We start from the raw sequence: 23,456 nt of genomic DNA, 5'->3' as shown, positions 1-23,456 counted from the left end.
CTTGTTATATATTTCTATTTAAAAATACATAATTATATAAATCATCAATAAATTCTAACATTAAAGGGTTTACTTTTACTTTTATGTCTGGAGGATAGTTTTCAACATCTTCCGCACTTGGACCTTCTTCTCAAGAATTTACATAAGCTCCAAATGTATAAAAATTAATGTCTAATGCAAAACCTACAATTTGTCATAACTTATCATTTCATTCTCTAATTGATTCATAATATATGATTGCATTAAAGTATTTTAAAGTTCATAATGGTTGGAACTCATTATTATCAATTAATGCATAATTTACTTCTTTTATTTTGTTTATTCTTGCTTCAATGTATATAGACTTTAAAAGTTGTGCTGCATATAATTGAATATCTTCTGATTCACAAGCTTCCTTGTAAATTTTTTCAATTTCAAAATTAGGCACACCTCTGTTGTCGCAATCTTGATTACAAACATATGGATTGTCAATATAGTAAAATAATAAATTTAAATAATTATCCATATAACTTTTATTTATTTTTTGCACTATATCATTTAGATCTTTTGTTGCTTGTCTATGCATTTTTTCTCATATTGATAAATATTCTTTACTCTCAACGGGTCAACTTTCACCGATTCTTAGTTTTTGTCTGATTTGATTATCTAAACTTTTATCAGCTTTTTTAGCAAAAAAACTTGCATTACTTGCAAAATTAGAAATAACCAAAATAAAAAAACTAAATATTAGCGACCACACTAATATTTTCTTTTTCATTTTTCCTCCTATATTAATTTTTTTTATTTTCTTTTTATTTTTTATTTTTTTTTGATATTTACATATCTTTGTAATTTTAACACAATAATATTAATAGAATTTTTTAGATTATAAAATAAATTTTATTAATCCTTTTTAGACAAAATAATAATATTTTCTTTTTTCTAAAAAAGAGAGTAAAATAATTTTGGTGAATATATGACTATTCAAAAAATATTGTTAGAAAATAAAATATTTATTTTTGAAAAAACTATTAAAAAGTCAAAATTTATCACCTATATTGCAAAAATACACAATGAAAACGAGTTAGAAGAGTTTATCAAAAAATATAAACAAAGTAATGCAACACATAACTGTTGAGCTTTTCAGTTTGGAATAAATAATAATATTAGGTTTGGTTATAACAATGATGGCGAACCAAACGGAACAGCGGGAGAACCCTTGCTAAACTTAATAAAAGTAAATAATTTAACAAATATTGTAATTTTTTGCATTAGATTTTATGGTGGTATTAAACTTGGAGTTGGTGGTTTACAAAAGGCTTATAGTATAGGAGCTATTAATTTATTAAAATATATAAAAACAAAAGTATTAGAACTATTATATCTTGTAAAAATAAAATTCAATATTTCTGATATTAAAAAGATTAATTTATATCTTAATAATTTATTAATAAAAGATTTAAAAAAACTTTTTAAAGAAAATGAAGTCATTTATACTTTTAAAATTGATAAAATAGATGATTTAAAAGTTTTAAATATGTATTGTTCTATAGATATTTTAAAACAAGATTATTTTTAAGGAAGGAATACACATGGAAGATAAAAAGAAAATAGTAATAGTTGATGGGTATAATCTTTTGCATAAAGGATATTATGGATCGTTAAAAAGAAAAAAAGTAGCAATTAATAGAGATGGAATTTTAATAAATGCAGTTTATGTTTTTGTTGCAAAAATTCAAGAAATGATCAATTCTAATGAGTATCATACAATAATTGTAACTTTTGATGTAGGAAAAGATTGTTGAAGAAAACAAATTTATCCAGCTTATAAAGCAACTCGAAAAGATACACCAGGAGAATTGGTACCTCAAATGCAGATTGTTAGAGATTTTTTAACAAGTGCAAATATCCCTTGATATGAAAAAGATACTTTTGAAGGTGATGATATTATGGGAACTATTTCAAGAATAGCTGTTAAACTAGGTTATAAAGTGGATATTATTTCAAATGATAAAGATACATATCAATTAATTTCTGAAGATGTTAATGTAATATCACAACAATCTAAAAAAACTAAAAAAGAAGTAGTTACAGCAGAAGAAGTATTTGAAAAATTTGGTTGTAAACCTGCACAAATACCTGATATGAAGAGTTTATTAGGAGATCATTCAGATAATATTAAAGGTGTTAAAGGAATGCATTTTAATACAGCTACAAAATTAATTGAAAAATATGGTTGTGTAGAAAATATTTTTAAAAATTTAAATGAATTTAACGGTGAACATCGTGCAAAACTTGAAGCTTGCAAAGAACAAGTTTTATTAAATAAAAAAATTACTAGAATTTTAAAAGATGTTAACTTAGGTAGAGTTAATTTTAAACCTTTGAGGGTTAACTATATCAGATTTATGGGTTTTTTAAAAAGGGAAAAGATTTGAGCATTTACTAAAGTAATTGAACAAAAAGCTAAAATTCAACTTGAAGAGAGAAAAAAACGCTTGGAACTTCGCTTAAAAGATGAAATCAAAATTGATGAAAAAATAATAAGAAATAATAAAGAAAAATAATAAGCTTTTATTTATATAAATTGTTAAGTATATATTATGTTTTTTATAAAAATACTTCATTGTTTGAAGTATTTTTTTACCCTAAATAAAATCTATACAGAGTATGATGTGAACCACTTTACATAATAATTATTATTTTATAGGTATAAAATTAATATAGGACTTTTAGACGTGTTTTTAATTTATTAAAAGGATTTTCTTTCGTTTGTTTTTCACTCATATTTTAAAAATAAAAACTATAAATTGCATTATCAATAGAACCACCAAGCTTTGATAATGATATTATAATATTATTTTTTTAGCTTATCTTTTACAAATATAGAGGTGTATTGATATTAGTTATCAGATGTATAATAAGTTTTTTAGAAATTTCTTGTCATGAAATTAAAAACTTTCTTATATTTCTATAAAAATATAAGTTTTTTTAAATTTACATGATATTCAAATATAAAACAATCCTTTTTAATAGTTTATACCCTTAAATTAGCAAAATTTTTTATTAAAAGGTATATACGCAATATCAGAACTTATAATTTATTTTTTTAAAATAAAGAACAATTTCTATCAACATTATTGGGGTATGTATTATATTTTTAACTTCTTTTGATTCTCTATTCATTTTTTATTATAATAAGTAAATAAAATTTAAATATTTGTATTAATGTAAACCAAAAGTCTAAATGTTTTTTAAAAAATTTTATTTTATTTCAAAAACTAGACTCATATCTATATTTAACTATTATTCTGGTTTATTTTTATAACATCAAATATAATAATTATTTGTTGTAATAATTAATTGCTTACATCTGCAATAAACAGGATGTTTACTCTTATATTTATTTATTATTTATAGCAATATATCATTTTTTGCTTTAACACTTCAATAGATTTTTGAATTTTTTAAAAGTTCTGCACTTTTTAATTTTTTGAATCATTACATTAGTTCTATTTTTATTTTTATTTTTTTTAAATAAATGATTCGTAACTATAAACCTCTTAATTAATGTTCATTCTTTTAAATGTTGAATATTAAATGTTATATATATAACATAATTTTTGATTAAAATGTTTATTTGTAATTTAATTTTTAGTATTAATATGTAGAATACTTGATTTATGTATTTTTAAATTTGCTATATAAATAATCTTCTTGCAAAACTTTATATTTTTTAACGTAATATATACTTAGAAACTATATTTAATAATGATTAATTATAAGTATAATTTGCTTATTTAATAAAGAAAATAAACCATAAGTAAAATAAATACAAAAAGTTTAAGTAGAAATTTTATTTATATTATTGTCATTAAAACTAATATAATAAAATATAGAAAAAACTTAAAGTTGTAAATATTAATAAAGTACTATTATATTTAAATAAATATAAAATATAATTTATATTTTCTAATTTATTAATATAAGGGGTTTTAAAAATTATGTTAAATAAATAATCAAGATTAGAGATAGAAATAACAACAAAATATTTTTAATATTAATACATATACGCTCTTAATAATTTTAAATAAATAAAAAAACATGTTAACATAACACATTTTTTTATTTATTTATTCAATATTATAAAGTTATTATTTAAACAATTATCCTAGCCTTTTGAGAAAGTTACTTTAACTGTTCCTTGATATTTATCACCTGCACCAGTAAGAGTAGCTCCACTAGTTGTAATTTCTGATGCTGCAAAATCTGATACTGTTAAATCTTTTGCTTCTGTATTTTTAGCTTTAACACCAACTAAAATTTCATCTGCATTAGGTTTTCCATCTGATGCTGCAATTGTAATATTTCCTAATTCAACTACTTTAATTACAGTTGACAATTCAGCTTTAGATGCTGCTTTTTTTGAGAAAGTTACTTTAACTGTTCCTTGATATTTATCACCTGCACCAGTAAGAGTAGCTCCACTAGTTGTAATTTCTGATGCTGCAAAATCTGATACTGTTAAATCTTTTGCTTCTGTATTTTTAGCTTTAACACCAACTAAAATTTCATCTGCAGTAGGTTTTCCATCTGATGCTGCAATTGTAATATCTCCTAATTCAACTACTTTAATTACAGTTGACAATTCAGCTTTAGCTGGTGCTTCAGAAAATGCTAATGAAAATGTTGCACTACCTTTAACATTTTTACTTGATGATACTGCAGTAACTTTGATTGATCCTGCTGCTGCAGATGTTGCATCTTTATAATCACTAAAAGTAATATCTGTTTTTTCAACAACTGTTTTACTTAATTTTGCTTTAATTTGTGCAATTACAGCTGTTTTTGCAGCTGCTTCAGTGTTTGCAGTTGGTTTTAATTTTAAATCATCACCTTTAATGGTTGATAAATCAGCAGTTGATGCTTTACATGATACAACAGTTGAAGCTACTGCTCCAGTTGATGCTAACATCCCCATTGCTCCTAATAAACTTAATAATTTCTTCATATAATTTTTTTTCTCCTTCGTAGGTATTTCTACCTAAAGTAATTATATTCCTTAGGAAAATTTTTTAAAAATTAAAATAAAACTTAAAAATATTTTTATAAACATAAAAAAATTTTACACTTATTATGTGCTAAAATTTATTTAAATGTTCAAAATTTGGTACTTTTTGTTTGTTAAATAACTTTATTCTTACTTTTAGTTAATTAAAACCTACAAAATACCAGTTATAATAGTGGGTTAATTTAAAAATATAAACCTAGTATTATACTTTTAATCAAGTATTCTAAATTATTATAAAATTTTTTTGAGTTTGAGTTATTAGAAGGGAAATTATAAAAAATGAATAAAAAAACAGAAAAGTTTTTTTACATATGATTATCAATTATGCCTCCTTTAGGAATATTGTTTGAAATTATATGCTTAATAATTTGACCAGAAACTTTAGAAGGTAAAAAAACATCATACTTTGATATAGCAGTTATGTATGAATTTAGGTATGCAACCATATGAGTTTCTGTGTTTACAATGGTTTATGGAATTTTAAATTGAATTAAATTAGATCACAATATTATCGGTGATTGAGTAGCAAGAAGAAACTTTTTAACCACAATTACTACATTAAGTTTTGTTGAATCGTTAGTTTACAATAGTGCATTTGTAGCGTATTACTTAGGATTAGGTGAAATTGCTAGTGTAGAAACATGATATAACATTTTAAAAGCTGTAATGGAGCATTTTGTAACCCCAACAATTATACTAATATTTTATTTTATATGCAAAAAAAACACTGTAGATAATAAAACTTATATTAAAAAATATAGCTGATTAAATTTAATATTTATTTTTATTTACTCAACTTACATGATTTTTAGAAGTTTTATGATTATTAATTTTTTTGAGGATTGAGAAAATAACTCATTGATGGCTTTTCCATATCCACAATTAAACCCATATACAAAAGGATGAGGTTTATATATATTTGGAATTATATCTACTTATATTGCAACATGATTGATAAGTGTAACACTAAATTTTTTGATAAATTATGTAGATAAAAAAAAGTTATACAAAAAAAATAATGTCAAATAAAAAAATATTTTGGTTAACCAAAATATTTTTTTATTTGACTATAACTTTAAATTTTAAAGGTTTAGCATTTGTATAATTTAATTCTACTTCTATTGGTTCTAAAATAGTTTGACTATCAGAGATAACAAACACATGATAGTATGGATCTCCTTTATAACCTTTTACTTCAACTTTTAATTTATTTTTATATTTTTCATTGTCAAATGTTGTAGTAAGACTTTCTTCTTTTAATGGATTGTCTATATAAAACAGCATTGCTCTGCTTTGATTTTTATCCATTTCAACAGTAGAGTTTTCATCAATACCACTAATTACAGGTTCTTTTTTTTCTGGTTCTTTTACATCAATAGATATTTCACTTTTAATAGTATCGTTATAGTAACTTAAAACTACTTTATTATTAGTTGAAGCAACTAGACCATAAACTACTAATTCAATTTTAGAGTTTTCTCCCGCATCATAATCTGACATTAAAAAAGCATCTAAATTTTCTTTATTTTTGTTTAACAATTTTATATTTGCATATTTAATTCTATTATCAACTTTTATTTCTAGTTTTTTATATCCTTTTGTACTAGCTTCTAATTCAACAGGTGACTCTGAACTAAATTTAGGAGTATCTTTTATATCAACGTTGAAGTTAGTTTCTACATTATCAAATTTTAAATTAACTTTATTTGTTGATGAAATATTGTTTTTTGAAGTTATTTTTAATAAATAGACTCAATAATTTTCATTTTGTTCAATAATACCATGATTTTCTTCGTTAAATTTAATTTCTAAATTTGAAGATTCGCTATTAAATTCTAAAACTTTGCCTTCAATAGCTTTGTTAACAATAATAATTTTGTTAATTGTTTCATTTATTATCATTGTTTCATCAACAACTTCTTTAAAAGAGGTTGTACTAGTTTGCTCTTCTACTTTTTCAATATTTATTTCTTTAATTACTTGAGAGTTTTCATAATTAATAATCAATCTTGTTTTTCCAACCATAAGTCCTGTTGCTTCAAAAATAACTCTTCCATTTCCATTTGTATCTTTTCCTGATTCTTTAGTTATATTTACTTTTTGATCGTCTACTGCAATAACCTCATAATCACAATCTTTAACAGGGTTTAAAAAATCTACAGAAAATGGTGTTTTAATATTTTGTTTTATACTAAATTGATTTTCTAAAATACTATGAGGAATGTCAGCTTTTTCTTTAATAATATTTACGTTAAATGTTCTTGAAAATTCTCCATATTTAACAGTAACTTTACTAGTTCCTTCTAATTTACCTATTAATTGTAGTTCAAAATAACCTTTTTCTTTGCTTGAATGATTTTTATCAATCATTACAGAAAGCTTATTTTCATCACTACTAGATGCTTCTAAATTGGCGTTAGATGTAACATTATTTATTTTAACTAAAACTACTTTAGTTTTAGTTTCATATATATTTTGATCGTTAATTTTTTTTATATTTGAATCATTATCATTGGTTGTTATGTTATCACCATCTTTTGCTTTTTTACATGAATCTGTTATCATTGATGATTGTGATATTAATAATACCGAAGATAATATAACTAAAAGTTTTTTCATTTTTATACCTCCATAACTTTTTTATTTTATCAATATAAAGTTGAAATATATTTTCAAATTGTGAGCTATAAAAATTTAAAATTATTATAAATTCAGTTTTTTAAAATTGTTCATTTTATTATTTTAAGTTCTTCACCTTAGACAATATCTACAGTTATTTTATGTGTAATTGTATATACAAAGGTAATAGATTTATTAATATAGTAATTTTCACTACTATATTTAATTAGCATCTAAGTGAATTTTGAGTCGACTTTATTTCCTTTTAAAGAAAATATATACCCAATAATACCTTCTCATTTTTCTTTTAAATTAAGAGCTTCGTTAAAATATTTTTTTAATGTATTAAAATTATATATTACACGACCCTCATGCTGACCAATTATAATTTCAACTCCATCTAAATAGTATGGTTCAATATAAATATCTTCAAAGCTTACTGCTAATTTTTTTAATATATAGTTCTTTATCTTTTATTGGATGTGCTAGTAAATAATAGTTCTTAGGTCAAATGTTGTTTTCTGATAAGTAGTTGAATGTAATATTTTTTCCTTCTCCAAATGAAAATATATAAAAAAATTTTATTATAAGTTTTCTACCTTTTTTATACTCTTCTTTTAATTCATTTTCTGTAAAAACAGATGTATTTCCAACTTTTTTTAATCATTCATCGATATCAATAGAAGTGTCCCCATATACTTTATCCACTATACCAACACCGGTTACTACTGAACGATATTTTTTATTTGATGCATCACTCCATTCTATACTCTAATAGAAAATCACCTTGTTTAGGAAGTTTCTCATAGTTAACTTTATTAATGTAAGTTTTGCTAATACTTATTGATGATGTGTTATAAGATATTTCTTTATTATTTAAATTATGTAATTTATTTTCAGGTAATGGTTTATCGTGATAATCACTTTTTAAAGGAATTAAGTAATAATTTGATTCAGTGTATGAACTATATATATTATTTGAAAAATATCACTTATAATCTTTTTTAACATCGTTCATTTTTTTTGTAATTAAATTTAGTCATCACAACCTCTTGATTTTTTTGACCTGTTTCAACAAAACCTCATGATTCTAAAATTCTGTGTAATAAAATTTGTTTATTTTTGTACAAAGTTATATAGGCCTCACTAATATTTTTTTCTTGAATAATTATAAAAATTATATTGATAATCGCTTCAGATATTCTTTGCGACTTACTAGATTTATCAATTTTAAATGTAGATATTTTCAAGCATTTCAAGTAGATTTGAATAAGATTAATATCCTTTTCAACATCGTTTTTAATTTGCATCATTAAAAAGGCTTTGATGTTATTATTTTTATCATACCTGACATAAGCTTCTAAGCCTAGATTTGCTTTTTTTATAAATCAATTATTAACAAGACTTCGTTATAGTCTTTTCGAAGAGAATCGAAAAAATAATGTATAAAATAATATCTTTTAATTTTTTATTTATTAAAATTTCCATAACAAACTTCCTCTTTAATAAAATTAAAAAGTAAAAATTAACAAAAAACTTATTCTATATTTAATTTGTTTAATATATTATGCTTTTATATAAACTTTTTTTCATTTTCTCAAAACTTTTTTAAAATAAAATTTTGCTTTTTATAATCTTTCTCACAGTTTGATTAAGTTCTAGGTAATATTTGCTTCAAATATATAAATATGTTTCTTTAATGTTTAGGTTTGTTCCTCGATATTTTTGTAATCATTTACAATAATTTTCTCTTTAATATTTTTTTCTTAGACAATGTAACTAGTTTTATTGTATATTTTTGGGCCTAACTTAATTTTTTCTATTTCTGTTTTGACATGATACAACATTTGAGGAAACTGTCCTTGTTAAAGCAAGCATCCTAATCGCTACTAAAATAATTAATAGTTTTTTATATAATAATCTTTTTTTAAATAACAACCTTTTAATTTTTTATTTAATAATTTTTACTTTCATAAAATTGATTAATTTTTAAATAAACTACTATATAAGTGTAATTAATTTTACATATTTTATTAATATAAGGAGATTGAATAAATGAAAAAACTAATATTAAGTATATTATCTTTAACAACGATTTTTAGTGCTTCATCTTCAGTTATGGCATGTGATAATACACCAGCTGAAAAAGAAGAAAATAAATTACCAAGTCTTCAATATAAAGAGGGAAAATCAGATACAGATCTTGTAAATAATTTTATGAGTGATGATGAATTTTGATTGATTAATTTTAATAAATTAGAAAATGATAAAGTTGTTTATGAGAATGAAATACCATTATCACTTGAAAATGGAAAATTGAAAAAAAAATACGGAGATACTGATACTAGTAAAAATATTGATGTGAACGGTCTTTATAATGAAGATTATAATTTAGGTGTATTTGAAGGAAGAATAATAACTATTGGGAGTAATTATGGCGAATATCCATATTCTACATTAAAAGATATTTTTGTTGAATTGAATTCACTTAAATGAATTAAAGAAGATAAAGGTGATTACTATTTAACTACATCATATATATTAACCATAAAGGGTAATGAGGGAGATAACTTCTTTACATTTAATACTTATAAATTGGTTTTAGGTTTTTATAATGGTGGAAAAGTAAAAAAAGATGAAAAACATTATATTGAAAAAGTTTATAGTAATAAAATTTATTTATCATAATTAAAATTCAGAACTCTACTTTTTTAAAGCAGAGTTTTTATTTATTAAAATTATTTTGGTTAAAAAACTTATTATTAATATTATAAAATTAGTTTAAATTTAGATATTTGTTGCTTTAATTTAATTTAAATATTTTCTTGTCTAAAACTTTAAATTAAAAAAACTTATTTTGTTTAACAAAATAAGTTTTTTTAATTATTTTTTTAAATTTTAGGTCCCAGTTTTTTACCTTTTTCATCAACTTCATAAAGTCAAGGAGTTAAAACTTTAACTTCGTTATTATGAACTTGTAAAATTCCTCTATGAACATGAATATATTTAATATTCCCTTTCACATCTGTATATTTTACAAGACCAATTTTTAAAGTTGAAACAATAGCAGCATGACGTGCATAAATTGTCATATCTCCATCTGTAGTTTGAACTCCAACGTGACTTACTTTTATTGAGTTTAAAAATATGCCGTTAGGAGTTATTACTTTTAATTTTAATTCCATAATTATTTTTTAACTTTATTTCTTTCAATAACTTCTTCAACTGAACCTGCATACATAAATAAAGTTTCAGGTATATCATCACAATCTCCATTTAAAATAGCTTTAAAAGAGTTAATTGTATCTTGAACACTTACATACTTTCCACTACGTCCTGTAAATTTTTCACCAACTGTAAATGGTTGAGACATAAAGTTTCTAATTTTTCTTGCTCTATTAACTGTTATTCTATCTTCTTCAGAAAGTTCATCCATACCAAGAATTGCAATAATTGATTGTAATTCTTTATATTTTTGTAAAGTTTCTTGAACTTTTAATGCAGTTGAATAATGCTCTTCACCAACAATTTCTGGATCTAACATTCTTGAACTTGAAGATAATGGATCAATTGCAGGATAAATTCCTAATGCAGCAATTGATCTATCCAAAACAACTCTTGCGTCTAAGTGAGCAAATGTTGTTGCAGGAGCGGGATCAGTTAAGTCATCGGCTGGAACATAAACTGCTTGAACAGAAGTAATTGATCCTTTTTTAGTTGAAGTAATTCTTTCTTGTAAAGCACCCATTTCAGTTGCTAAAGTTGGTTGATAACCAACAGCAGAAGGCATTCTTCCTAATAAAGCAGAAACTTCTGATCCAGCTTGTGTAAATCTAAAGATATTGTCAATAAATAATAACACGTCTTGATTTTTTTCATCTCTAAAATATTCAGCGATTGTTAATCCAGTTAAAGCAACTCTCATTCTTGCTCCTGGTGGTTCATTCATTTGACCAAATACTAGACTTGTTTTATCAATAACTCCAGCTTCAATCATTTCATAGTACAAGTCGTTTCCTTCTCTTGTACGTTCTCCAACTCCAGCAAACACAGATATTCCCCCATGTGCTTTTGCAACGTTGTTAATTAACTCTTGAACTAAAACTGTTTTACCAACTCCAGCTCCACCAAACAGCCCAATTTTTCCTCCCTTAGAAAAAGGCATCATTAAGTCTACAACTTTAATTCCTGTTTCTAAAATTTCAGCTGATGTTGACAGTTCATCATAACTTGGTGCAGTTCTATGAATTGGCATTTTTTTAGAATCAACTTGTGGTTTTTCATCAATTGGATCACCAAGAACATTAAACATTCTTCCTAAAACCTCGTTACCAACAGGAACACTAATTGGTGCTCCAGTATTTTTTGCATCCATTCCTCTGATAAGACCTTCGGTTGGCCCCATAGCAATAGTTCTTACAAGATCATCACCAATGTGTTGTACCACTTCTAATACTAATTTTGTTCCCAAATTATCTAGTTCGATAGTGTTGTACAATTCTGGCATTTCTGATTCTTTAAAGCGAACGTCCACAACAGGACCCATGACTTGAACTACTTTACCTAAACTTGTTTTCATAAAATAATTTCCTCCATATTAATTATCACTTTGAGCATTTGCTCCTCCAACAATTTCACTAATTTCTTGTGTAATGTTTTCTTGCCTTTTTCGGTTGTATGCAATACTTAAAGATTCTGATAACTCTTTTCCGTTTTTTGTTGCAGCTTCCATTGCAGTTCTTCTACTTGCTTGTTCTGAAAGTTGTGATTCTAAGATAGTTCCAAAAATAATTGTATTTAAGTATAAAGCAACTCCAGTTGCAAGAACAGTTTCTGCATCTGGTTCTAATAAAATATCTTCATGAGTTTCATTAGTTTCTTCAACTTTTATAATTGGAAATAAATTAATAATGTGTGGTTCAAAAGTTACGTTATTAATAAATTTTGTATATACTACATTAATTGCATCAATTTCTCTTTGAGAATATCAAGATAATAAATCTGATGCTAAGAAGTTAGCATTATCACTTGTATAATTTACATCAACATCAGTAATTGCTCTTCTTATATTTAATTTGTTTGAATTGCAATAACTTATAGCTTTGTTACCAATTGCAACTACTTCATCGTTTGATCCAATTCTTCCTTTAATTGCTTTAATTATATTTGCATTATATCCACCACACAAACCTAAGTTTGATGTAATGACTACTCATAATGTTTTATTAATTTGAGTATCTGGTTTTTTTAAATAAATTGAATCTTCTGAGTGAGAAACAATATAATCAAAGACATTATAAATTTCATCCATATAAGCATGAATGTCTCCCACTCTTTTTGAAATACGTTTTAATTTTGCAGTAGCAACCAGTTCCATTGCTCCTGTTATTTTTCCAATATCTTTAACAGAAGCAATTTGAGTTTTTAACTCACCTAAGTTAGCCATCTTATTTTAATTTATCTCATTCTTCTTGAGTTCCATAAGTTGTTGCTTTTCATTCTTTAATATCAAGTACACAGTGTTTTATCACCTTAATTACTTCTTCTCTAATTTTTTTAGTTAAAGCTTCATCATATGCTTTTTCTTCAGCTAATTGTTTTTTTAATGCTTTAGCTTTATCATTTGTTTTAAAATGTTTTAATAATTCAGCTTTGAAATTCATCATTTCACTTACTGGTAATCATTTAATTAATCTTTCTTTAATAGCTAATAAAATGATTGATTGAGTAATTTGACTAATTGGAGAGTATTGTCTTTGTTTTAATAACTCAACAATTTTTGCTCCATGATCTAAAGTTGCTTTTGTAGTTTCATCTAAATCACTACCGAATTTTGCAAAAGCTTGTAATTCATAGTATTGAGCTAATTCTAGTTTTAAAGTTCCACCCATTTGTTTAACAGCTTTAATTTGTGCTGCACTTCCAACTCTAGAAACAGATAACCCTGTATCAACAGCTGGTCTAATTCCTGAGTTAAATAATTGTTCTGATAAAAATATTTGTCCATCAGTAATTGAAATAACATTTGTTGGAATATATGCTGAAATATCTCCAGCTTGAGTTTCAATAATTGGTAAAGCAGTAATACTTCCTCCACCAAATTTTTCATTAACTCTTGCAGCTCTTTCTAATAATCTTGAGTGTAAGTAAAATACATCTCCAGGATAAGCTTCTCTACCTGGTGGTCTACGTAATAACAATGCTAATGTACGATATGCAATTGCATGTTTTGATAAGTCATCATAAATAACTAAAACATCATCACCATTTGCCATTCATTCTTCTGCAATTGAAACTCCAGTATATGGAGCAATATATTGCATTGGTGCAGATTCACTAGCAGATGCTGAAATAACTGTTGTGTATTCCATTGCTGCTGCTTGTTTTAATTTTTCAACAACTTGTGCTACTGTTGATTCTTTTTGACCAATTGCCACATATACACATTTAACATTTTTTCCTTTTTGATTAATAATTGTATCTATTGCAATAGCTGTTTTTCCAGTTTGTCTATCTCCAATAATCAATTCTCTTTGGCCTTTTCCGATTGGAATGATTGAATCAATTGATAAGATTCCTGTTTCCATTGGTTGATCAACTGATTTTCTAGACATAACTCCAGATGCAATTTTTTCAACTGGTGCAAATTTTTTGTTTTTTAAAGGACCGTTCCCATCAATTGGATTTCCAATTCCATTTAAAACTCTTCCTAATAATTCATCTCCAACTGGAGTTTCAACAACTCTTTGAGTTCTTTTTACTTTATCACCTTGTTTGATTTCTGAGTCGTCACCCATTATAACAGCACCAACTGCTCCATCTTCAAGGTTTAAAGCCATTCCATAAATATTGTCGTTAAAGATTAGAAGTTCTCCCATCATTGCTTTATCTAAACCAAATAACAAGGCAACACCATCACCAATACTAGCAACTGTACCAACCTCTTGAATGACAAGATCTTTACCATATTCTTGGATTTGTTTTTTTATCACTTCTGATATTTCATTAATTTTTAATGGCATAACATCACCCTATTTTCTATTTTTCATAACCTTACGTCTCATATCAAGAGCTTTTCCTTGAATAGAAGAGTCATATTTTTTCCCTGCTAATTCAACTCTGATACCAGCGATTAATTCTTTGTCTATTATGTTATCTAAGATAACTTTTTTTTCAATTTTTGTTGATAATTTGGTTTCAATTTTTTTAATAATTGATGGGTCCAATGCATCGATTGAATAAACTACACCTTGAACAGTATTAGTTTCTAATAAAAGATCTTTTATCATTTGTTTAACAATATGTCTTACACCTCTTGCAAGATCTCTTACTACTAATAGTTTTAAAGCATTCACAATGTTTTGATCTATTTTTTTTGCAAAAATATTATCAATCACTTTTATTCTTGTTTCAACATTAAAACTTTTATTTGATAAAAACTCAACAAGTTCTGTATTGTTTTTAAAAATTTGATTTAAATCTTTTGCTGTATTTAAGAATTCTTCTACCTTTTTTGTTTCAATAGCTATTGTGCAAATAGCATGTGATCAATTTCTAATTAAACTTTCTTGAACAAACATACTAATCTAATTTATCTAAGAATTCTTCAATAAGTTTTTTATCTACTTCTTTATTAACTTCTTTTGCCATAATTTTTTGTGATGCTAAGAATGCTAAGTCAATGATTTCTTTTCTAATACTTTCTTGAGCTTCATTTCTTTCAAATTCCATAGCTTGTTTTGCATGTTCTTGAATATTTTGGGCTTCTTGTTTGGCATTATCAATTATTTCAAATTTTAAAACATCTGCTTCTTGTTTTGCACTTGTGATGATACTTTTTGATTCTTCTCTTGCTTTTATTAACAATTTTGCTGCATCTTTCTTATCACGGTTTGCTAATGCTTGTTTTGATGAAGCATCATCTAGTAATTCGTTTATTTTTCTTCTTCTTTCTGCAACCATTTTTCTAAATGGTTTGTAAACAAGTTTTGCTAAAAATAAAACAATTACAATTGTTGATAAAATATGAGCAATAAAGTTAGGTAAGTTTGGAAATAATGCTTGAGTTACTTCTGGAATACCAGCTGTTGCATTTAAAACCAAACTTGAATAAATTTCTGTCATTGCTTTATATCTCTATTCTAAAAAATCTTATCCTAAAACGAATAAGATTAAGATTGCAATAACAAGAGCATAAATAGCACCAGATTCTGCGAACCCAGCAGTAATAATTAAAGTTGATGTAATTTTTCCAGCCATTTCTGGATTACGTCCGATTGCAAGACAAGCACCTTGACCAACAATTCCTTGACCAATTGAAGCACCAACCATACCTATACCAGTAATTCCTGCACCAACTGCATATAATCCTTTATTTTCGTCTGCAAATAAAATTGCTGGTATAGTTGAAGCAAATGCTCCTCCAAAATTTGTAACAAAGTTAACTAACATTTCTGTAAACATTTTTATATTTCTCCTTTATTGCGCAACTTCTGCGCTAACTATTGGTTTTGTTTTTAAATCTACTTTTACTTTTTTCATTTTAATTTTTTTAACATTATCTCTTTCAACAGGTTCAGAAGCTGGTTCATGTTCACCATCTTTTGCATTTGCTCAATATGATAAAGTTAGCATTGTAAATACGATTGATTGGATTACTCCATCAAATAAATCAAAGTATAAATGTAATCACGGTAACATAATTACAGATAAGAAGTTGAATCCAGATCATCAATATCTGTACTGAGCTAAGAAGTCTTCACTTCATATTTGGCTAGAAACGCTTTTGAAACCAAATATTGCTCCTTGTGCATTAATTAATGCTCCGTAAAGCAACCCTAAAATAGTTGCACCTGCTAAAATATTTCCAAACAGCCTAAATGACAATGATAAGATTGGAACAAATTGAGTAAGTAACTCGATTGGGTTATATGCAAATTTCATAAAAAATAATAATTTTTGATATTTTAACCCATAATAATAAATTCCAAAAAATGACACTATTGCCATAGATAAAGTAACTGTATAAGAACTAGATAACGGTTCAAATCCTAAAAGGGCAATTATAGATGAAACAAGTATGTACAAAAAAATGTACATTGCATATGGAGTTAAATGTTTAAATTTTTTCCCCATTGTTGTTACAACCATATTTTCCATCATACCAACGAATGTTTCAGTTAATACTAAAAATCCGCATAGTTCTTCACCATCTTTTAAATTTCTAATTTTTACATTATATACAATACATAATGTACAAATAATTATTGTAGTTAGAAGAATAGATAGTAATTGTGGGGTTATGTCCTTTCAGCTTTCTAAAAATTGACCCATGGTCTACCCCCTTTGTTAATTTACATTTTTAGATCTATTATGATTAATTTTTTAATATCATTGGAAAAAGTAATGATATTAAAAAACCAATAATTACACCAAAATAACTTATATATTCTGTTAAATAGACGCTAATAATGAATGGAACCATATACAAGCCAATCCTTAATATTGAAAAAAATGAGAATAAAAAAGGATTTTGAGTTTCTAATAGTTTTTTTGTTGAATAAACTAAAAAACAATATGTAATTAGCCCGATAATTAAAGTTAAAATAAAACCATTAATTCACGAATATGAAATTACTCTATATATAGACAAAACTACTAGTGCAATTGTAATTACAACATACACTGGTAGTAGCACTATTAATATTCGTTTTTTATTTTTCTTGAGTAAATCTTTAAACATATTTTTCACTTATAAAGGTTCCATCTAAAATATAATACTCCTAAAAATGAAATATTTTATAAAAAATCCGAGAAATTATAAAGAAAAAAGTTTTTTTCATATTTTTATTAATTTAAACAGAGTTGCTATATTTTAAAAACAAAAAAGCACATTTGTGCTTTTTTAAATTATTAAAATTTATTTTGTGCCAAAAATTCTGTCTCCAGCATCTCCTAAGCCAGGAACAATATAACCGTCTTCGTTCAATATTGGATCTAATGATGCAGTATAAATATCAACATCAGGATGATCCTTTAATAACCTATCTACTCCTTCTTGAACTGAAACTAAACAGACAAATTTAATATTTTTTGCTCCTCACTCTTTTGCAATTGAAATTGCTTTTGAAGCACTTCCACCAGTTGCAAGCATTGGATCTACAACAATTACAAAGCTTTTATCTATATCTTGAGTTGGTTTTGCATAATATTGAACTGGTTCTAATGTTTCTTCGTTACGATATAATCCTACGTGAGCAATTCTTGAAGTAGGAACCAATGTTTGAATTCCTTCTGTCATTCCTAAACCAGCTCTTATAATTGGAATCAAAACAACAGGTTTGGTAATTGTATATCCCAGAGTTTTTTGAACTGGTGTTTCAATTTCTATTTCGCTTAGTGGCACATCTCTAAAAATTTCATATACCATTAGTTGTCCAATTTCATTTAGGTTTTCTCTAAAATCTTTTGATGAGGTTTCTTTTCTTCTCATTCTTGTTAATTTATCTAAAATTAGGGGGTGTTTAATAACTGTAAATGACATAAAAATATAATTCTCCTTTAAATTTCATTTAATTTGTTAACTCTTAATTGATGTCTTCCGCCCTCAAACTCTGTTTTTAGAAATTCATCTACTAAAGTTAGGGCTTTGTGGTTTGCAATAAATCTTGCTCCCAAAGCAAGAATATTTGCATCATTATGTTGTCTTGAAAGTTGTACAGCCTCAAGTTCATAACATAAAGCAGCTCTTGCGCCTTGAATTTTATTTGCAGCAATAGAAATACCTATTCCACTTCCACAAATCACGATTCCTTTTGCATCTTTTTCTTTCACAACGTGTTTTGCAACAGCTGTTCCATAATCTGGATAGTCAATTGAGTCAATATTATTTGTTCCTAGATTTACAACTTCATATCCTTGTTCTAACAAATGATTAACAATTATATTTTTCATATCAACTGCTGTATGATCATTTCCTATATATATTTTCATTTTTTATCCCTCTCGATAAGAATATACCATTTAAACTAAGATTAAAAAACTACAAAAGTAAAATAATTTTTAACCAAAAAAATGTTTCAATTAATTTGAAACATTTTGAGTATCTTTTTGCAAGCTAGATAAGCTGTAACTTTTTTTAACCGTAGATGTAGTTTTTATTTTTTTAGAAATATCAACTATTAAGAAAATCATTGCAAAACTTAATAAAGAAACCATAACAAAAGTTATTAAACTAATTGTTGCAATTAAAAGAGCTGTAACTCAAGCTGTAATTAATTGTCAATCTTTTCTTTTAACTAAATAGCAAATTTTAAAACCAATTATTAACATACCAATAAATATTGGTAAGATTAAATTCATTATTAATGAAAAACTGTTAATACTAGTATCGCCAATATTTTTCATTATTGATGTTAATATTGTTAATAGTCCTACTAAAATTAGTCCAATAATTACTCAATGATAAATTTTTTTATAAGTACTAATAGTAACTCTATTTGTAATAATAAAAATAATAGCAACGTAAATTAAAATTATAAACATTATTAAGTAATTGAAACTAAAAGCTTGTAAAAATAGATAACTTACTAAGTTTCCATAAATAGCTCAAATTCAAGTTAAGTTTACAAAAGTTGATAAAAATTTCTTTTTTGATTTTTTAAAATAAATTGATCCATAAACAATAGCAAAAAGCATAATAATGATACTAATTGCACAATTTATAAGATTAAGAAAATCATATAAGCCTTGTTCGGTTTCAAAACTAACTGGTATATTTAGTAAAATACCAATAAAGATTGCGCTAAAAATACAAACTATCAAAACACATATAATGAAATTGATAATGCTAATATTGTTAATTTTTTATTCATAATAACCTCATTCAAGTTTCGTTTTTAAAACTTTTGATAAGAAAATTAAAATATCAAATTCTTACAAATAAAATTTTAATAAATATTGATATAAAAATTTTTTTATTTTCAAAAAAAATAGTGTGGATCAATACCACACTATTTTTAATATTCTGATTCTAAAGTTTCTTTACCTTTTTTGATAATATCTTCTGATCCTGTTAGACCAGTTCCAGCAGGAATTAAATTACCCAACATAATGTTTTCTTTTAATCCTTCTAACTTATCAATTTTTCCTTTTATAACAGCTTTTACAAGAACTCTTGCTGTATCTTGGAATGAAGCACTTGATAATCATGAGTCTGATTCTAATGGCGCTTTTTTAATTCCAAAGATTACAAACTTAGCAAGAGGAGGTTTTCTGCCTTCTTTAATAGAATTTAATACCTCATCTTTAAATGCCTTTTCAGAAATAATTTCTCCAGGTAATAATCCTGAGTCTCCTGAATCAATAATTTTTACTTTATTTAACATCTGTTTTACAATTATTTCAATATATTTATCTGAAATTTCAATACCTTGTAAACGATAAACTTTTTGCACTTCTTTTAAAATGTAGTTTTGTACATCTTCAATTTTTGCAACTTCAAGAAGCTCTTTAATATTAATTGCTCCTTCAGTAAGTTTTTTACCACGTTTAACTTTATCTCCAACTTGAACCCTTGAAATAGCTCCATATTGTGATTTGTATTTTCTTTCTTCATTGTCAGATTCTACAACAATTGTAATTATTTGATCTTCTTCAACTACTTCTTTTACAACTCCATCGATTTGAGAAATTAGAGCAATTGAACCTTTTGGTGTTGTAACGTCAAGTAATTCTTTAATACGTGGAAGTCCTTGAGTAATATCAGCACCCCCTGCAACCCCTCCGGTATGGAAAGTACGCATTGTAAGTTGTGTTCCTGGTTCTCCAATTGATTGAGCTGCAACAACTCCAACTGGTTCTCCCAATGCGACTTCGTTTCCAGTGGCTAAGTTAATTCCATAACACTTTCTACACACTCCACGAGCAGCTTCACAATTTAAAACAGTTCTAATTTGAACATCAGTTACTCCTGCTTCGATTACTTTATCTGCTAATTCAGCACTAAATAATGTGTTTGCAGTAACAATTATGTTGTTATTACTATCATATACATCTTCAAAAGAGTATCTTCCAAGAAGTCTATCTTTTAAAGGAACAATAATGTTGTTATGTTTTGTATCAATAATTGAATAAACGTTAAATCCTTTTGTTCCACCACAATCATCTTGAGTAACAATAATTTCTTGAGAAATATCTACAAGTCTTCTTGTTAAATAACCTGAGTCAGCAGTTTTTAAAGCAACGTCAGCCATACCTTTTCTAGCTCCGTGAGTAGAAATAAAGTATTCAGACACTGTTAAACCTTCTCTAAATGAAGATTTAATAGGAATTTCTTTAATATCACCTTTAGGGTCATTCATAAGTCCCCTCATACCAACAAGTTGAGTAAAGTTAGAAACATTACCACGAGCTCCTGAATCTGCCATAACAAATACTGGATTTTTTGGATCTCTTTTAAGAACAGTTTCTAACATTGATTGAATGTTATCTTTTACACTTGATCAAATTTGAATAACTCTACGTTTTTTTTCTGCTTTTGTAAGCATTCCTAAATTATAGAATTCTGTAATTTGATGAACTTTTTCATCAGCAATTTTAAATTCTTCATGTTTCTCTTCAAAAGCAACAACATCAGCTGCACTAATTGTAGTTCCTGATTTAGATGAGAATTTAAATCCTAAATCTTTCATATTATCTAGCATTTGAGCAGTTTTTTGTGCTCCATACATTTTAAAGTATTTTTCAATAATTAATGAAAGTTCTTTTTTCTTAATTGGTTGTTGAATTTCATATTCGTTTTCAATGTATTCTCTTATATTTGTGTTTTCTGGAACTAAGAATTTTTTAATTTCTTTTTCTGCTTCTCAAATATTATTATTTACAATTCAAGCAAATTTTTCATTAAACATTTGGTTGAAAAAGATTTTACCAACATTTGTAATTAAGTATTTGCTTTCATCTTCTTGATCAAAGATTTTATTTTTTAAAGCACTTACTGGAATAGCAACAATTGCTGCTAATGAAACATTATTTGTTTCATATGCAATTTTAACTTCTTCTAGACTAGAAAAAATTGTTCCTTGTCCCTTTATTTCGTTTCCTTCACTTGATTTTTCCTCAGTAGAAATATAATAGTTACCTAAAATCATATCTTGAGTTGGAGTAACAATTGGTTTACCATCTTTTGGACCTAATATTGCTTTGCTTCCCAACATTAAAGCTCTTGCTTCTGCAACTGCTTCATCACTAATTGGTAAGTGGACAGCCATTTGGTCCCCATCAAAGTCAGCATTAAATGCAGTTGTAACAAGCGGATGTAAACGAATTGCTTTTCCTTTTACAAGTTTAGGTTCAAATGCTTGAATTCCTAAACGGTGAAGTGTTGGAGCACGGTTTAGAAGAACCGGTCTATCTTTAATAACTTCTTCTAATACATCTCATACTTTTGAGTCATTAGATAAAATCATTTTTTCGGCTACTTTTACATTTTCTGCAAAGTTATTTTCTTGCAATCTTCTAATAACAAAAGGTTTAAATAATGTGATTGCCATATCTCTTGGAATACCTGCTTGATACATTTTTAAGTCAGGTCCAATCGCAATAACTGAACGTCCTGAATAGTCAACACGTTTTCCTAATAAGTTTTGACGAAATCTTCCTTGTTTTCCTTTTAAAATTGAAGTTAAAGATTTTAATGCACGTTTATCTTTTCCAGTAACTGGTCTTGGTTTACGTTCATTATCAAGTAATGCATCAACTGCTTCTTGTAACATACGTTTTTCGTTGTTAACAATAATGCTTGGTGCACCCATTGATTTAACTTTTTTCAAACGTTCATTTCTAATGATAATTCTTCTATATAAATCATTGATTTCAGAAGTTGTAAATCTTCCTCCATCCAATTGAATAATCGGACGAATGTCTGGAGGTATTACAGGAATAACATGTAGCACCATTCATTCAGGACGTGAATTAGATTTTTTTAAAGAGTCTAAAATTTCTAAACGTTTCATTAATTTATTTTGTTCAGATGAACCTTTACGTTCTTTTAAATCTTCTCTAATTTTTGTAATTTCTTTATCTAAATCGATACCTTTTAATAACTCTTCAATAGCACTAGCACCAATTCCAAATTTAGCACCAATGTGTCTTGAAATAAATGTCGCTGCTTCATCCATTGAAAAAGGTATATTAGTTGATTTTAATTGTTCTAATAAACCTTCAGCTCTTTTTCAAGGGAAAGTATCAGGAGTCAATTCTTCTCTGATATCTTCTAATGTTTTTAATAATTGTTGTCTTGTTTTTAAACTTGCTTTTGCATTTCCCAAATCTAGAACTTGACCTCTTTTTAAGTGTCTTGATGTTCCTGGATCTAAAACAATGTGGCTAACAAAATAAACTACTTCTTCAACTTCTTTAGTTTTTAAATCTAGAATTGAAGCTATTCTTGAAGGTGCAACTTTTAACATTCAAATATGAGTAACTGGCTCTTCAAGTTCTATATGTCCCATTCTTTCACGACGAACAATAGTTTCTGTTATTTCTACTAAACAACGCTCACACACTTTACCTTTGTTTTTTACTTTTTTATATTTTCCACAACTACATTCATAGTTTTTAGTTGGTCCAAAGATTCTTTCATCAAATAAACCTTCTTTTTCAGTTTTTAATGTCTTGTAGTTAATTGTTTCAGGTTTTGTAACTTCACCACGAGATCATTTTTTAATAGTTTCAGGAGATGTTAGTTCAATTTTTATCATTCTCTTGCTTCCTGCCATATTAAAAA

At 26.0% G+C, this 23,456-nt stretch carries 23 protein-coding genes; 4 read left to right on the top strand and 19 right to left on the bottom strand.

Annotated features, from left to right (window positions below):
- Positions 1 to 4 precede the first annotated feature (4 nt).
- Positions 5 to 757, bottom strand: coding sequence for a hypothetical protein (locus SGLAD_RS00395; protein WP_134297081.1), 753 nt, complete (start codon positions 755 to 757; stop codon positions 5 to 7).
- A 198-nt stretch (positions 758 to 955) separates the two neighbouring features.
- Here SGLAD_RS00395 and SGLAD_RS00390 point away from each other — a divergent pair, with 198 nt between their 5' ends.
- The gene (locus SGLAD_RS00390; protein WP_134297080.1) at positions 956 to 1,558 is read left to right on the top strand and encodes an IMPACT family protein; all 603 of its coding nucleotides are present in this window, start codon (positions 956 to 958) and stop codon (positions 1,556 to 1,558) included.
- Positions 1,559 to 1,571: 13 nt separating this feature from the next.
- Complete coding sequence (locus tag SGLAD_RS00385; RefSeq protein WP_208338085.1) at positions 1,572 to 2,546, top strand: 5'-3' exonuclease; 975 nt, start codon at positions 1,572 to 1,574, stop codon at positions 2,544 to 2,546.
- Positions 2,547 to 4,150: 1,604 nt separating this feature from the next.
- Here the strand turns inward: SGLAD_RS00385 and SGLAD_RS00380 are convergent.
- Positions 4,151 to 4,990, bottom strand: a complete 840-nt coding sequence (locus tag SGLAD_RS00380; protein WP_134297078.1) for a hypothetical protein — start codon at positions 4,988 to 4,990, stop codon at positions 4,151 to 4,153.
- Between the two features lie 339 nt (positions 4,991 to 5,329).
- Here SGLAD_RS00380 and SGLAD_RS00375 point away from each other — a divergent pair, with 339 nt between their 5' ends.
- Positions 5,330 to 6,079 carry a hypothetical protein gene (locus SGLAD_RS00375; RefSeq protein WP_134297077.1) on the top strand — a complete coding sequence of 250 codons (750 nt, stop codon included), beginning with the start codon at positions 5,330 to 5,332 and terminating at the stop codon, positions 6,077 to 6,079.
- Between the two features lie 30 nt (positions 6,080 to 6,109).
- On the opposite strand, the gene SGLAD_RS00370 is transcribed toward SGLAD_RS00375, so the two are convergent.
- From SGLAD_RS00370 to SGLAD_RS00355, 4 genes are all read right to left on the bottom strand, one after another.
- Positions 6,110 to 7,669, bottom strand: a complete 1,560-nt coding sequence (locus SGLAD_RS00370; RefSeq protein ID WP_134297076.1) for a hypothetical protein — start codon at positions 7,667 to 7,669, stop codon at positions 6,110 to 6,112.
- A 351-nt stretch (positions 7,670 to 8,020) separates the two neighbouring features.
- The gene (locus SGLAD_RS00365) at positions 8,021 to 8,377 is read right to left on the bottom strand and encodes a hypothetical protein (RefSeq protein WP_134297075.1); all 357 of its coding nucleotides are present in this window, start codon (positions 8,375 to 8,377) and stop codon (positions 8,021 to 8,023) included.
- Positions 8,378 to 8,411: 34 nt separating this feature from the next.
- Positions 8,412 to 8,687: a hypothetical protein gene (locus SGLAD_RS00360; protein ID WP_134297074.1), complete on the bottom strand. Its 276-nt coding sequence runs from the start codon at positions 8,685 to 8,687 to the stop codon at positions 8,412 to 8,414.
- Positions 8,674 to 8,982: a hypothetical protein gene (locus SGLAD_RS00355; RefSeq protein ID WP_134297073.1), complete on the bottom strand. Its 309-nt coding sequence runs from the start codon at positions 8,980 to 8,982 to the stop codon at positions 8,674 to 8,676. Before SGLAD_RS00355 ends, SGLAD_RS00360 begins: the two co-directional genes overlap by 14 nt.
- 742 nt (positions 8,983 to 9,724) lie before the next feature.
- Here SGLAD_RS00355 and SGLAD_RS00350 point away from each other — a divergent pair.
- Positions 9,725 to 10,357, top strand: a complete 633-nt coding sequence (locus SGLAD_RS00350) for a hypothetical protein (protein ID WP_134297072.1) — start codon at positions 9,725 to 9,727, stop codon at positions 10,355 to 10,357.
- A gap of 203 nt (positions 10,358 to 10,560) precedes the next feature.
- Here SGLAD_RS00350 and SGLAD_RS00345 read toward each other — a convergent pair whose 3' ends face one another.
- The 13 genes from SGLAD_RS00345 to rpoC all read right to left on the bottom strand — a co-directional run bounded on the left by SGLAD_RS00345 (position 10,561) and on the right by rpoC (position 23,448).
- Positions 10,561 to 10,854: a FoF1 ATP synthase subunit delta/epsilon gene (locus tag SGLAD_RS00345; protein ID WP_134297071.1), complete on the bottom strand. Its 294-nt coding sequence runs from the start codon at positions 10,852 to 10,854 to the stop codon at positions 10,561 to 10,563.
- 2 nt (positions 10,855 to 10,856) lie between these two features.
- Positions 10,857 to 12,248, bottom strand: coding sequence for a F0F1 ATP synthase subunit beta (gene atpD, locus SGLAD_RS00340; protein WP_134297070.1), 1,392 nt, complete (start codon positions 12,246 to 12,248; stop codon positions 10,857 to 10,859).
- Between the two features lie 18 nt (positions 12,249 to 12,266).
- Positions 12,267 to 13,115, bottom strand: a complete 849-nt coding sequence (atpG, locus tag SGLAD_RS00335; RefSeq protein WP_134297069.1) for an ATP synthase F1 subunit gamma — start codon at positions 13,113 to 13,115, stop codon at positions 12,267 to 12,269.
- 1 nt (position 13,116) lies between these two features.
- Positions 13,117 to 14,691 (bottom strand): F0F1 ATP synthase subunit alpha, encoded by a 1,575-nt coding sequence (gene atpA / locus SGLAD_RS00330; RefSeq protein WP_134297068.1) that lies wholly within the window; start codon positions 14,689 to 14,691, stop codon positions 13,117 to 13,119.
- A 9-nt stretch (positions 14,692 to 14,700) separates the two neighbouring features.
- On the bottom strand, positions 14,701 to 15,249 hold the full coding sequence (locus SGLAD_RS00325; protein ID WP_134297067.1) for a F0F1 ATP synthase subunit delta: 549 nt from the start codon (positions 15,247 to 15,249) through the stop codon (positions 14,701 to 14,703).
- Between the two features lies 1 nt (position 15,250).
- Positions 15,251 to 15,793: a F0F1 ATP synthase subunit B gene (gene atpF, locus SGLAD_RS00320; protein WP_134297066.1), complete on the bottom strand. Its 543-nt coding sequence runs from the start codon at positions 15,791 to 15,793 to the stop codon at positions 15,251 to 15,253.
- A gap of 27 nt (positions 15,794 to 15,820) precedes the next feature.
- Complete coding sequence (locus SGLAD_RS00315; RefSeq protein ID WP_134297065.1) at positions 15,821 to 16,132, bottom strand: ATP synthase subunit c family protein; 312 nt, start codon at positions 16,130 to 16,132, stop codon at positions 15,821 to 15,823.
- A 15-nt stretch (positions 16,133 to 16,147) separates the two neighbouring features.
- On the bottom strand, positions 16,148 to 17,002 hold the full coding sequence (locus SGLAD_RS00310) for a F0F1 ATP synthase subunit A (protein WP_134297064.1): 855 nt from the start codon (positions 17,000 to 17,002) through the stop codon (positions 16,148 to 16,150).
- A 43-nt stretch (positions 17,003 to 17,045) separates the two neighbouring features.
- Entirely contained in the window at positions 17,046 to 17,411 is a 366-nt protein-coding gene (locus tag SGLAD_RS05500; RefSeq protein ID WP_134297063.1) for an MG406 family protein, read from the bottom strand.
- 177 nt (positions 17,412 to 17,588) lie between these two features.
- Positions 17,589 to 18,212 carry a uracil phosphoribosyltransferase gene (upp, locus tag SGLAD_RS00300; RefSeq protein WP_134297062.1) on the bottom strand — a complete coding sequence of 208 codons (624 nt, stop codon included), beginning with the start codon at positions 18,210 to 18,212 and terminating at the stop codon, positions 17,589 to 17,591.
- A gap of 17 nt (positions 18,213 to 18,229) precedes the next feature.
- Positions 18,230 to 18,661 (bottom strand): ribose 5-phosphate isomerase B, encoded by a 432-nt coding sequence (gene rpiB, locus SGLAD_RS00295; protein WP_134297061.1) that lies wholly within the window; start codon positions 18,659 to 18,661, stop codon positions 18,230 to 18,232.
- Between the two features lie 90 nt (positions 18,662 to 18,751).
- Positions 18,752 to 19,492 carry a hypothetical protein gene (locus SGLAD_RS00290; protein WP_134297060.1) on the bottom strand — a complete coding sequence of 247 codons (741 nt, stop codon included), beginning with the start codon at positions 19,490 to 19,492 and terminating at the stop codon, positions 18,752 to 18,754.
- Between the two features lie 194 nt (positions 19,493 to 19,686).
- A complete protein-coding gene (rpoC, locus tag SGLAD_RS00285) occupies positions 19,687 to 23,448 on the bottom strand; it encodes a DNA-directed RNA polymerase subunit beta' (RefSeq protein ID WP_134297059.1) in 3,762 nt (1,253 codons plus the stop codon).
- Between the last annotated feature and the right edge of the window lie 8 nt (positions 23,449 to 23,456).

This window comes from Spiroplasma gladiatoris (assembly GCF_004379335.1).
GTDB lineage: Bacteria > Bacillota_I > Bacilli_A > Mycoplasmatales > Mycoplasmataceae > Spiroplasma_A > Spiroplasma_A gladiatoris.
The sequence above is the reverse complement of the archived record's forward strand: the minus strand, read 5'-3'. Positions and strand labels throughout refer to the sequence as shown.